This window comes from Actinophytocola sp. (genome assembly GCF_050699915.1).
In the GTDB taxonomy this organism is placed as follows: Bacteria; Actinomycetota; Actinomycetes; order Mycobacteriales; family Pseudonocardiaceae; genus Actinophytocola.
Genome location: NZ_JBOHGA010000185.1, coordinates 1 through 12769, shown reverse-complemented (window position 1 = coordinate 12769; position 12769 = coordinate 1). Strand labels below are relative to the sequence as shown.

Annotated in this window: 10 protein-coding genes; 9 read left to right on the top strand and 1 reads right to left on the bottom strand. The window is 70.1% G+C overall.

Annotation, left to right across the window (positions count from 1 at the left end; translation table 11 throughout):
* From ACRDSK_RS25760 to mctP, 8 genes are all read left to right on the top strand, one after another.
* Nucleotides 1–328: HPr family phosphocarrier protein (locus tag ACRDSK_RS25760; RefSeq protein WP_431443846.1), on the top strand; the 328-nt coding region annotated here is incomplete at its 5' end.
* 16 nt (nucleotides 329–344) lie between these two features.
* The gene (gene betA / locus ACRDSK_RS25755) at nucleotides 345–1997 is read left to right on the top strand and encodes a choline dehydrogenase (protein ID WP_431443845.1); all 1653 of its coding nucleotides are present in this window, start codon (nucleotides 345–347) and stop codon (nucleotides 1995–1997) included.
* A gap of 84 nt (nucleotides 1998–2081) precedes the next feature.
* Nucleotides 2082–3551, top strand: a complete 1470-nt coding sequence (locus ACRDSK_RS25750; RefSeq protein WP_431443843.1) for an aldehyde dehydrogenase family protein — start codon at nucleotides 2082–2084, stop codon at nucleotides 3549–3551.
* A 39-nt stretch (nucleotides 3552–3590) separates the two neighbouring features.
* The gene (locus tag ACRDSK_RS25745; protein WP_431443842.1) at nucleotides 3591–4721 is read left to right on the top strand and encodes a quaternary amine ABC transporter ATP-binding protein; all 1131 of its coding nucleotides are present in this window, start codon (nucleotides 3591–3593) and stop codon (nucleotides 4719–4721) included.
* A 130-nt stretch (nucleotides 4722–4851) separates the two neighbouring features.
* The gene (locus ACRDSK_RS25740; protein ID WP_431443841.1) at nucleotides 4852–6861 is read left to right on the top strand and encodes an ABC transporter permease; all 2010 of its coding nucleotides are present in this window, start codon (nucleotides 4852–4854) and stop codon (nucleotides 6859–6861) included.
* 23 nt (nucleotides 6862–6884) lie between these two features.
* Nucleotides 6885–7868 (top strand): ABC transporter substrate-binding protein, encoded by a 984-nt coding sequence (locus ACRDSK_RS25735; RefSeq protein WP_431443840.1) that lies wholly within the window; start codon nucleotides 6885–6887, stop codon nucleotides 7866–7868.
* A gap of 149 nt (nucleotides 7869–8017) precedes the next feature.
* Nucleotides 8018–8449, top strand: coding sequence for a DUF3311 domain-containing protein (locus tag ACRDSK_RS25730; RefSeq protein WP_431443839.1), 432 nt, complete (start codon nucleotides 8018–8020; stop codon nucleotides 8447–8449).
* On the top strand, nucleotides 8449–10128 hold the full coding sequence (gene mctP / locus ACRDSK_RS25725; RefSeq protein ID WP_431443838.1) for a monocarboxylate uptake permease MctP: 1680 nt from the start codon (nucleotides 8449–8451) through the stop codon (nucleotides 10126–10128). Before ACRDSK_RS25730 ends, mctP begins: the two co-directional genes overlap by 1 nt.
* A 56-nt stretch (nucleotides 10129–10184) precedes the next feature.
* On the opposite strand, the gene ACRDSK_RS25720 is transcribed toward mctP, so the two are convergent.
* Nucleotides 10185–10820, bottom strand: coding sequence for a DUF2238 domain-containing protein (locus ACRDSK_RS25720; protein ID WP_431443836.1), 636 nt, complete (start codon nucleotides 10818–10820; stop codon nucleotides 10185–10187).
* Nucleotides 10821–10901: 81 nt separating this feature from the next.
* Here ACRDSK_RS25720 and ACRDSK_RS25715 point away from each other — a divergent pair.
* Nucleotides 10902–12769: Xaa-Pro dipeptidyl-peptidase (locus ACRDSK_RS25715; protein WP_431443835.1), on the top strand; the 1868-nt coding region annotated here is incomplete at its 3' end.

Here is a 12769-nt window from a genome sequence, read left to right as displayed (position 1 = left end):
CAGCGCCGCCGAGCCGCCGCGGGACGCCCCGGAGCCGGCGTCGCAGCCCGGGGCTGAGTCGGAGTCGGTCACGGTCCGGCTCACCAACGAGATCGGCCTGCACGCCCGCCCGGCCGCCTTGCTCGCCCGTACGCTGTCCGAAGTGGACGCAGTGGTCACCGTCCGGCTGGGCGACGCGAGCGCGGACGGCAACAGCGTGCTGGCGCTCATGGCCCTGGGCGCCCGCAAGGACGACGAGCTGGTCGTGTCGGCGACCGGTCCGCAAGCCACCGACGCCCTACGCAAGGTCGAGGACCTGGTCACGCGGAACTTCGACGAGAAGTCCTAACTCCGGGGAGGCGACCATGTACGACTTCGTCATCGTCGGGGGCGGGTCGGCCGGCAGCGTGCTCGCCAGCCGGCTGTCCGCGGACCCGGCGAACCGCGTGCTGGTGCTCGAGGCGGGCCGGCCCGACTATCCGTGGGACGTCTTCATCCACATGCCCGCCGCGCTCACGTTCCCCATCGGCAGCCGGTTCTACGACTGGAAGTACGAGTCAGAACCGGAGCCGCACATGCGCGGCCGGCGGATCTACCACGCCCGCGGCAAGGTCCTCGGCGGTTCGAGCAGCATCAACGGGATGATCTTCCAGCGCGGCAACCCGCTGGACTACGAGCGGTGGGGCGCCGACCCCGGAATGTCCACCTGGGACTACGCGCACTGCCTGCCGTACTTCGAGCGGATGGAGAACGCCACCGCGGCCGCGGCCGACGACGAGTACCGCGGCCACGACGGTCCGCTCGTCCTCGAGCGGGGGCCGGCGACCAACCCGCTGTTCACCGCGTTCTTCGAGGCCGTCCAGGAGGCCGGCTACCCGCTCACCGACGACGTCAACGGCTACCGCCAGGAGGGCTTCGCGCCGTTCGACCGCAACGTCTACAGAGGACGCCGCTGGTCGGCCTCGAAGGCGTACCTGCGCCCGGCCATGCGCAGGCCCAACCTCGACGTGGTCACCCGTGCGCTGGTCACCGGGATCCGCTTCGACGGCGACCGCGCGACCGGCGTCGAGTACCGCCACCGCGGCGGCCGCCGGACCGTGGAGGCGGGCGAGGTCATCCTCTGCGGCGGCGCGATCAACTCCCCGCAGCTGCTGCAGCTGTCCGGGGTCGGCGACGCCGCCGGGCTGCGCGCGCTCGGCATCGACGTCGTGGCCGACCTGCCGGGCGTGGGGGAGAACCTCCAGGACCACCTCGAGGTGTACGTCCAGTACGCCTGCACCCAGCCGGTGTCCATGCAGCCGTACCTGAAGTGGCGCTACCGCCCGTGGATCGGCGCGCAGTGGCTGTTCGGTCGCCGCGGCCCCGGCGCGACCAACCACTTCGAGGGCGGCGGGTTCACCCGCAGCAACGAGGACGTGACCTATCCGAACCTGATGTTCCACTTCCTGCCGATCGCGGTGCGCTACGACGGGTCCGCGCCGTCGGGCGGGCACGGCTACCAGGTGCACGTCGGTCCGATGTACTCCGACGCCCGCGGCTCGGTGAAGATCACCAGCACCGACCCGCGGCGCCATCCCGCGCTGCGGTTCAACTACCTGTCCACCGACCAGGACCGTCGCGAGTGGGTCGAGGCCGTCCGCGTCGCCCGCGACCTGCTGAACCAGCCCGCGATGGCGCCCTACAACGGTGGCGAGCTGTCCCCGGGCCCCGACGTGAGCACCGACGAGCAGATCCTCGACTGGGTGGGCCGGGAGGCCGAGACCGCGCTGCACCCGTCGTGCACCTGCGCGCTGGGGGAGGGCGAGCACGCGGTCACCGACCCGGCGTCGATGCGCGTGCGCGGACTGCGCGGGCTGCGAGTCGTGGACGCCTCGGCGATGCCCTACGTGACCAACGGCAACATCTACGCGCCCGTGATGATGTTGGCCGAGAAGGCCGCCGACCTCATTCTCGGTAACACACCGTTACCGCCGGCGACGGTCGAGTTCTATCGGTACCAAGGTGGACAACACTCTTGACGTTGGTCGCGCGGTGGACGAGGGTTTGCCCATTAAGCACTAGCGTGCACGATACGCAACGGCGCGCACGTGAGGACTGTGCCCATGGCTGAGCTGTACATCGGGGGCGAGTGGCGGGAGCCGGCCGATGGCGCCCGGCGCGAGATCCGCTGCCCCGCGGACGGCAGCCTGGTCGCGACAGTCGCCGAGGCGACCGCGGCCGACACCGAGGCGGCGATCCTCGCGGCACGCCGTGCCTTCGACGCCGGCGACTGGCCCGCCACTCCGGAGCGTGAGCGGGGCGCGCTGCTGCTGCGCGTGGCCGACCTGCTCGAGCGCGACACCAAGGAGTACGCCCGCGCCGAGTCGCTCGACACCGGCAAGCGGCTGGTGGAGAGCGAGTACGACATCGCCGACATCGTCGCCTGCTTCCGGTACTTCGGCGCCGTCGCCGGCACCGACGCGGGCCGCGTGGTCGACACCGGCCGGGCGGACGCGATCAGCCGCGTGGTGCACGAGCCGGTCGGCGTGTGCGGGCTGATCACGCCGTGGAACTACCCGTTGCTGCAGGCGTCCTGGAAGGTCGCGCCCGCGCTCGCGGCCGGCAACACGTTCGTGCTCAAGCCGAGCGAGCTGACCCCGTCCACGGCGATCCTGCTGATGCGCACGCTGACCGAGGCCGGGCTGCCGGCCGGCGTCGCGAACCTGGTGCTGGGCGCCGGACCCGCGGCCGGCGCGCCGCTCGCCCAGCACGAGGCGGTCGACCTGGTCTCGTTCACCGGCGGACTCGCCACCGGCCGGCGGATCATGGCGGCCGCGGCCGCGACGGTGAAGAAGGTCGCGCTGGAGCTGGGCGGCAAGAACCCCAACGTCGTGTTCGCCGACGCCGACCTGCCCACAGCAGTCGACTTCGCGCTGACCGCGGTGTTCCTGCACTCCGGCCAGGTGTGCTCGGCCGGCGCCCGGCTGGTCGTGCAGGACGAGGTGCACGACGCGGTCGTCGACGAGATCGTCCGCCGGGCGTCGGCGATCCGGCTCGGCGGACCGTTCGATGTGGACGCCGAGACCGGCCCGCTGATCTCCGCCGCGCACCGGGACAAGGTGGCGGCCTATGTGGACATCGGGGTCGCGGAGGGCGCGGTCCTGCGCTGCGGCGGCCAGGCCCCGGACGATCCGGCGCTCGCGGACGGCTTCTACTACCTGCCAACGGTTCTGGACGAGTGCGACCAGTCGATGTCGGTGGTGCACGAGGAGTCGTTCGGCCCGGTGCTCACCGTGGAGCGGTTCGCCGACGAGGACGACGCGGTGCGGATCGCCAACGACACGACCTACGGCCTCGCCGGTGCGGTGTGGACGCAGGACGCCGGCCGGGCGCAGCGGGTCGCCCGGCGCCTACGGCACGGTACGGTGTGGATCAACGACTACCACCCGTACGTGCCACAGGCCGAGTGGGGCGGCTTCGGCCGCTCCGGCGTCGGTCGTGAGCTCGGACCGGCCGGGCTCGACGAGTACCGCGAGACGAAACACGTCTGGCACAACATCGACCCGAAGCCGCAGTACTGGTTCCGCGCGTGAGTCACGCGCGGAACCATGACTCAGGAGAGAGGCCGGCCCGTGACGACATCCGCCGATCCGGTGATCTCGGTTCGTGACCTGTGGAAGGTGTTCGGCCCCAGGGCCGATCGGGTCCCGACCGATGCCGCGCTGACCGCGTTGTCCCGCCGGGAGCTGCTCGCGAGAACCGGCTGCACGGCGGCGGTCCGCGACGTCGCGTTCGACGTGGCGCCCGGCGAGGTGTTCGTGGTGATGGGCCTGTCCGGGTCGGGCAAGTCCACGCTCGTGCGCTGCCTGACCCGGCTCATCGAGCCGACGGCCGGCGAGATCATGTTCGAGGGCGAGAACATCCGCACGGCGGACCAGAGGCGGCTGCGCGAGCTGCGCCGGCGCAAGTTCGCCATGGTGTTCCAGCACTTCGGGCTGCTGCCGCACCGGCGGGTCATCGACAACGTCGCGTTCGGACTGGAGATCCGCGGCGTCAGCCGCGCCCAGCGGCGGCGCCGGGCCGGCGAGGTGGTCGAGCTGGTCGGCCTGGCGGGCTACGAGAACTCCTTCCCCGACCAGCTCTCCGGCGGCATGCAGCAGCGGGTCGGGCTCGCGCGGGCGCTCGCGGTGGACCCCGACGTGCTGCTGTTCGACGAGCCGTTCTCCGCGCTGGACCCGCTGATCCGCCGGGACATGCAGCAGGAGGTCATCCGGCTGCACAACGAGGTCGGCAAGACGATGGTGTTCATCACCCACGACCTGTCGGAGGCCCTCAAGCTCGGCGACCGCATCCTGATCATGCGCGACGGCGACATGGTCCAGATCGGCACCGGCGACGAGCTCGTGGGCGCCCCGATCGACGACTACGTGGCGGACTTCGTGCGCGACGTGGCGCGCGCCAACGTGTTGACGCTGCGCTGGATCATGCGCGACGCCGAGCCCGGCGACCCGCTCGACGGCCCGGAGCTGGGCCCGGACGTGGTGGTCCGCGAGGCGACCCGGGCGGTGCTGGCGGCGGAGAAGCCGGTGCGCGTCGTGGAGAACGGCAAGCTGCTGGGCGTGGTCGGCGACGAGGAGATCCTCGAGGTGATCGCCCGAACCGACCCCGGGCCCCGCGAGACCGTGCGGGTGTCCGCTCCGGACCGGAACCCCGAACCCGACCCGACCGCCGAGCCCGAAACGGCCCGAGAGAGCGCGACATGACAGCCGCTGTGGCGGTCTACCAACCGCACCTCAGGGGAACGGGACGCGACCCAGCCACCGGTACGCGCCGAACCGCCGGGCACCGATCAACGGTGACCACAAGGTTTAAGTCCGGGAAGGCGGAACGGACGTGACCACGGTCGCGCCTCCGGCTCCACCCGAGGCCGAGCCGCCGCCACCACCGCCCGCGAAGCGTGACCGCCGGTCGCGTCGCTGGACGGCGATCCTCGTCATCCTCGCGTCGTGGCTGGTGTTGTTCGCGGTCCTGCGCGGGCGGGCCACGCTCGAGCTGGCGCCCGCCCAGCTGACCTGGCTGCACCGCTGGTTCAACGACCTCAACGACACCATCGGCGCCAGCCGAAACACCAACCCGATCTTCCTCTACTTCTTCAACGAGATCCGACTGGTCATCGACAACCTCGTCACCGGCTTCCAGTACCTGATCTCCCAGCCCGTGCCCGGCCGCGGCGTCCCGCTGATCGGCTGGCTCGGCGTGGTCGCGATCGCGGGCTACGTCTCCTGGGTGTTCGCAGGCGTCCGGCTCGCGATCCTCGCCATCGCCGGGTTCGTGTTCTTCGGCCTGCAGGGTCTGTGGGAAGAGAGCATGGACACGCTGGCGCTCACCGCCGCGGCCGTGCTCATCGCGCTCGCCATCGGCATCCCGCTCGGCATCTGGGCGGGCCTGTCGCCGCGGGTCAACCGGGTCATCACCCCCGTGCTCGACTTCATGCAGACGATGCCGACGTTCGTCTACCTCGCGCCGCTGACGCTGTTCTTCCTCATCGGCCCGGCCTCGGCGACCATCGCGACGCTGATCTACGCGATGCCGCCGGCCATCCGCATCACCGCGCACGCCGTCGCCTCGGTGCCGGCCAGCAGCCGCGAAGCCGCCGACTCCCTCGGCGCCACCCGCGGTCAGACGCTGGTCAAGGTGCTGCTGCCGATGGCCAAGCGGACGATCGTGGTCGGCATCAACCAGACGATCATGGCCGCGCTCGCGATGGTCACGATCGCCGCGCTGATCGACGCGCCCGGCCTCGGCAAGACCGTGATCAAGGCGCTGCAGACGCTCGACGTCGGCACCGCGTTCAACGCCGGCCTCGCGATCGTGGTCATGGCCGTCGTGCTCGACCGGGTCACCACGGCGGCCGGCGACCGGGCGGAGAAGCAGCTGCGACACGCGAGCGGGCCGCCCCGGCTGCGCCGGCCGCTGCTCATCGGCGGCGGGGTGGCCGCGGCGGTGTGCGTCTACCTGTCCTACACCTACGTCTGGGCCGCCGAGTTCCCCTACGGCTGGAACATCGGGCCGTGGATCTCCCGCACCACGGGCGACGTCACGCTGTGGATCCAGGATCACCTGTCGGTGCTGACCAACGACCTGCGGGACGCGGTGACCACGTCGGTGCTCAACCCGTTCCAGTCGCTGCTCACCGACTCGCCGTGGTGGCTGATGTGCGCGGTGATCGTCGCGCTCGCGGCGGTGCTCGGCGGCACCCGGGCCGCGGTCGTGTCCGCGCTCTGCCTGGGGTTGCTGGTCGCCACCGGCGTGTGGCACGACGCGATGACCACGCTCGCGTCCACGCTGCTCGCGACCGTCGTCGTGGTGGCCATCGGGGTGCTGGTGGGCGTGTGGATGGGCCGCAGCCCCGGCGCCGACCGAGTGATTCGGCCGCTGCTGGACGCCGCCCAGGTGATGCCGGCCTTCGTCTACCTGGTGCCGTTCGTGGCGCTGTTCGGGCCGTCCCGGTTCACCGCGATCGTGGCCGCCTTCGTGTACGCGGCGCCGATCGTCATCAAGATCGTCGCGGACGGGATTCGCGGCGTCTCCGCGACGACCGTGGAGGCCGCGACGGCCTCGGGCGCGGGCCGGTGGCAGACGATCTCGAAGGTGCAGCTGCCGATGTCGGCGCGCTCGCTCACGCTCGCGACGAACCAGGGGCTGATCTACGTGCTGGCCATGGTCGTCGTCGGCGGGCTGGTGGGCGCGGGCGCGCTGGGCTACGACGTCGTGGCCGGGTTCTCGCAGAACCAGCTCTTCGGCAAGGGGCTGGCCGCCGGGCTCGCGATCGTGCTGCTCGGCATCATGCTCGATCGAATCACCCAGGCCGCGGCCGCCCGAACCGGGCGGAACGCGAGCTAGACCCTACGAGGAGGACGGTCACGATGAGGAGAAGGAACGTACGCGCGACGGTGCTCTTCGCGGCGGTATCGCTGGTGCTGGCCGGCTGCAGCGGAGCGAAGGTCGGCGAGGACTCCGGCGGCGGCGGGGGAGGCGGTGCTGGTGGCGAGACGGCCGAGTGCGGCGACTTCAACATCGCCATCAACCCCTGGGTCGGCTACGAGGCCGACGCGGCCGTGGTCGCCTACGTCGCCGAGGAGGAGCTCGGCTGCAACGTGACGAAGAAGGACCTCAAGGAGGAGGTCGCCTGGCAGGGCTTCGGCACCGGCGAGGTCGACGTGGTGCTGGAGAACTGGGGCCACGACGACCTGAAGAAGAAGTACATCGACGACCAGAAGACGGCCGTGCGGGTCGGTTCAACCGGCAACACCGGCACGATCGGCTGGTACGTGCCGCCGTGGATGGCCGAGAAGTACCCGGACATCACCGACTACAAGAACCTCAACAAGTACGCGGACCTGTTCAAGACGTCCGAGTCCGGCAACCAGGGCCAGCTGCTCGACGGCGACCCGTCGTTCGTCACGAACGACGCGGCGCTGGTGAAGAACCTCAACCTGAACTTCAAGGTCGTGTACGCGGGCAGCGAGACCGCGCTGATCCAGTCGTTCCGGCAGGCGGAAAAGGACAAGAAGCCCATGCTGGGCTATTTCTACGAGCCGCAGTGGTTCATGCTCGAGGTCCCGCTGGTGCACGTGAAGCTGCCGGAGTACACGCCGGGTTGTGACGCGGACGCGGAGAAGGTCGCGTGCGACTACCCGCCGTACGACCTGGACAAGATCGCGAGCAAGAAGTTCATGGAGTCCGGCAGCCCGGCCGCCGACCTGGTGCAGAACTTCGAGTGGACGAACGACGACCAGAACCTCGTGGCCAAGTACATCGCCGTGGACAAGATGACTCCCGAGGACGCCGGCGAGAAGTGGGTGAAGGAGAACAAGTCCAAGGTGGACGCCTGGCTCGACAAGTCCTGAGACGACTCTCCGCGAGGCCCTCGTCCACGGACGGGGGCCTCGCGAGCGTTTCGAAACCGACACATCGCAGAGCGTGACGAGATGATCGAAAGGTCCTAGGGTCTCTTCCGACATCGTTGTCTGGATAGCGACCAACGAGGTAGGCCACCATGACCTCCGGCAACACACGAGGCAGGGTCACCGGGCTGGTTTTCAACCCATGGAACCTGCTGCTGATCATCCCGTTCATCGTCCTGCTGACTCCCCTCTACAACCGGAAGTCCCCAGAGCTCATCGGGATGCCGTTCTTCTACTGGTTCCAGTTCCTGGGCATCCCGATCGGCGTGCTCTGCACGATCATCGTCTACCGCATGACTCGCACCGTGCCGGTGGACCGAACGGTGCCCGCCGCCGAGCCGGCCGCCGCAGAGCCGGCCGCCGACGTGCCGGCCGCCGACGTGCCGGCCACCGACGTGCCGGCCACCGAGACCGACGAGGCTGCCGTGACCGACAAGCCCGCTGAGACCGACAAGCCCGACGAGCCTGTCGTGACCGACGAGGCCGCCAAGACCGACGAGACCGACGAGGGGAGTGCTCGCTGATGCACTGGACACAGCTGGTCGTCTTCTCTCTCCTGTTCGCCTTCGTCACGTTCATGGGCTTCGTCGCGGCGCGCTGGCGTGCCGGGTCGACGCTGGACCACCTCGACGAGTGGGGTCTGGGCGGGCGCAAGTTCGGCTCGTGGATCACCTGGTTCCTCGTCGGCGGCGACCTCTACACCGCCTACACCTTCGTCGCGGTGCCGGCGCTGCTGTTCAGCGCGGGCGCGACCGGGTTCTTCGCATTGCCGTACACGATCATCGCCTACCCGCTGGTGTTCCTGCCGGTGCTGCGGATGTGGTCGGTCTCCCGGGCCAACGGCTACGTGACACCGGCCGACTTCGTGCGCGGCCGGTACGGCTCCTCCCTGCTGGCCCTGCTGGTGGCCATCACCGGCATCGTCGCGACCATGCCCTACATCGCGCTGCAGCTCGTCGGCCTGGAGGCCGTGCTGCGCTCGATGGGCTTCAACGGCGCCGGCTTCTTCGGCCACCTGCCACTGTTGATCGCGTTCGTCATCCTCGCGGTCTACACCTACCAGTCCGGCCTGCGCGCACCCGCGCTGATCGCGTTCGTCAAGGACATCCTGATCTACCTGGTGATCCTGGTGGCCGTGATCTACCTGCCGATCAAGCTCGGCGGCTGGGCAGAGATCTTCGGCGACGCGGAGGACAAGCTGTCCGCCGTCAACCCCAAGACCGGCGCGCCGTTCGGCGACACCCTGCTGAACTCGAACAACCAGCTGCAGTACGCCACGCTGGCGTTCGGCTCGGCGCTCGCACTGTTCCTGTACCCGCACTCGGTCACCGGCATCCTCGCCTCACGCGGCCGGGACGTGTTGAAGCGCAACATGTCCGCGCTGCCGGCGTACTCGCTGCTGCTCGGCCTGCTCGCGCTGCTCGGCTTCGTGGCGATCTCCGCGGGCACCCAGCCTCTCGTCAACAACGCGACCGGCCGCGTGGACACCAACACGGTGATCCCGGAGCTGTTCAACGGCCAGTTCCCCGCGTGGTTCGCGGGGATCGCGTTCGCGGCCATCGGCATCGGCGCGCTGGTGCCGGCGGCGATCATGTCGATCGCGGCGGCGAACCTGTGGACCCGCAACGTCTACAAGGAGTACATCCGCCGCGACGCCAGCCACGCGCAGGAGGCCAAGCAGGCCAAGCTCGCGTCGCTGGTCGTGAAGTTCGGCGCGATCGTGTTCATCATCTTCATCGACCCGCAGTACGCGATCGACCTGCAGCTGATCGGCGGCGTGATCATCCTGCAGACCCTCCCCGCGGTGGCGATCGCGCTGTACACGCGGTGGCTGCACCGTTGGGCGCTCGTCGCCGGCTGGGCGGTCGGCATGTTGTGGGGCATGCTCATGCTCTACGACATCCCCAACCCGGCCTCGGGCCGCGCGCACTTCGGCGGCTCGGCGCTCGCACTCGACAAGCTGAGCATTCTCGGGTGGCAGCCGTTCGCCGGCTCGACGGTGCTGATCTACGTCGGCTTCGTGGCACTGGCCGGGAACCTGCTGGTGGCGCTGGTCGTCACGCTGATCGTCCGGCGACTGAACGTCTCCAACGGCGTCGACGAGACGACCGGCGAGGACTACCACGTCGACGAGCACACCGAGAACCTGCGCGAGATCGGCGGCTCGGAGCCGACCCGGGCCACGCAGACGACGTCGACCTGACGTCGACCTGACGAGTGACCGGTGGTGCGCCGGTGGTTCGGCGCACCACCGGTCGGTCACCGAAGCCGTAGCTGCCGGTCGTGGACCCGGCTCAACAGGAGCTGGGCCACGATCGCGCCGCACAGGCACAGGAACATGTCCCACTGGGTGTCCCAGACGTCCCCCTGGGTACCGAGGAAGTCGTCCGCGCCGGCGCCGAGGATCACCGCGGACACCCACTCCACGAACTCGAAGCAGGCGCTGACCGACAGGCACACGGCCACCGTCAGCGTGAACGTCCAGCCGCCGCGGCGCAGCGGAGTGAGCCGCAACAGCAGCTCGCGCACCACCATCGCCGGCACGAAGCCCTGGACGAAGTGCGCGATGCGGTCGTAGTTGTTGCGCTGCCAGTCGAAGACGTCGCGGAGCCAGTCGCCGAGCGGTGTCTCCGCGTAGGTGTAGTGGCCGCCGTAGCAGAGCACGATCGCGTGCAGCACCAGCAGCCAGCACACCAGGCGCGTCAGCGGGAAGCGTCGCCGGTTGAGCAGCACGATCGGCGCGCCGATGAAGATCCACACCACCTCGAGCGCCCACGTGCCGAGGCTCTTCGCGCCGATCGCCGACCACACCAGGGCCGCGGCGAGGACCGCGACGAGCAGGTAGCCCTCCCGGCGGGAGACCGTGCGCACGCGGGAGCCGACCTGTGACGTCACCGGAGACATCCCGACACTGTGCCCCATCGTTGCCAGTTTGCGTGCTTCCGCCGCGCAGCCCGGAGTCGTAGGTTCGCGGTCATGTTCTCCACCTCCCTGCGCCGCACCGTGCTCGGCGTGGCAATCGCCGGTCTCGCCGGCGTGCTGATCGCGCCACCGGCGGCGGCCGCGCCTCCCGCGAAGCCGCCGCACATCGTGGGCACCCACACGGAGCCCGTCTACGACTACGCGAACGCCATCCGTGAGAGCGTCTGGGTCACCACGTCCCTCGACAACGACGGCGACGGCGCGCCCGACAAGCTCGCCGTCGACCTGGTCCGGCCGCGGGAGACCGCCGAGTCCGGCGTGAAGATCCCGGTCGTGATGGACTCCTCGCCCTACTACCAGTGCTGCGGGCGCGGCAACGAGAGCGAGCTCAAGGAGTACGCCGAAGACGGCACGGTCACGAAGTTCCCGCTGTTCTACGACAACTACTTCGTGCCCCGCGGCTACGCCTTCGCCGCGGTGGACTTCAACGGCACCAGCCGGTCCACGGGCTGCGGCGACGTCGGCGGCCGGGAGGAGATCCTCGGCACGAAGGCCGTCATCGACTGGCTCAACGGCCGCGGCCGCGCGACCTACGCCGACGGCACGCCGGCCCGCGCGGACTGGACGTCCGGCAAGGTCGGCATGATCGGCAAGTCGTGGGACGGCTCGGTGGCCAACGGCGTGGCCGCCACCGGCGTCGAGGGCCTGGAGACGATCGTGCCGATCTCGGCCATCTCCAGCTGGTACGACTACTACCGCGACGACGGCGCGCTCTACACCGCCGACTTCGGGCCCGCGTGGCTGTCCGGCTACGTCAACGGCCGGCCGCCGGAGGTGTGCCAGCCGGTGCGCGACGCGCTGCTCGCCGGCTCGGACAACGCGACCGGCGACTACAACGCCTTCTGGCACGAGCGGAACTTCGTGCCGGACGCGCGCAAGGTCCGGGCGAGCGTGTTCGTCACGCACGGCATCAACGACCTGAACGTGGAGACCAAGCACTTCGCGCAGTGGTGGGACGCGCTCGCCAAGCGCGGTGTGCCGCGCAAGATCTGGCTGGGCCAGCCCGGGCACGTCGACCCGTTCGACTTCCGCCGCGCCGAGTGGGTCACGACGCTGCACCGGTGGTTCGACTACTGGTTGCAGGGCCTGAACAACGGCATCATGCGTGAGCCGCAGGCGACGATCGAGCGGCAGCCCGACGTGTGGGTGAACGAGTCGACGTGGCCGGCGCGCGGGGCGTTCTCGCTGCCGGTGTCGCTCGGCGAGAACGGCACGCTTGGCCTGCGGCCGACCAAGCCCGGCAAGATCGCGACCATCGTGGACGACCCCTCGCTCGGCGAGAACGAGGCCGTCTCGTCGCCGAACACCTCGCTGCCGGGCCGGCAGGCCTTCCTGTCCGCGCCGCTGCGCAAGGACCTGCGGGTCAGCGGCACGGCGACGGTCTCGCTGCGGGTGAAGGTCGACAAACCCAACACGGAGCTGTCCGCGCGGCTGGTCGACTACGGCACGGCGTCGCGGATCGCCTACCGCTTCCAGGGCGAGGGGATTCGGACGCTCGCGTCGGAGTCGTGCTGGGGCGAGTCCACCGCGGCGGACGACGCGTGCTACCTCGACACGGAGAAGAACGTGACCACGTCCGACTTCGGCGTCATGACCCGCGGCTGGGTCGACGCGGCCCACCGGGACTCGCTGAGCCACCCGACCCCGCTGCGGCCTGGGCGCTGGTACACGGTGAAGTGGCGGCTGAACGCGCACGACGCCGTCCTGCCGGCCGGCCGGGTCCTCGGCTTGGTGCTGACACTGAGCGACTCGGAGTTCACCGTGCCGACGTCGACCGGGGCCACGGTCGACGTGGACCTGGGGCGCAGCAGGCTCAACCTGCCGGTGTCGCTGCGACCCGGCGACACGGCGCTGCCCGACGT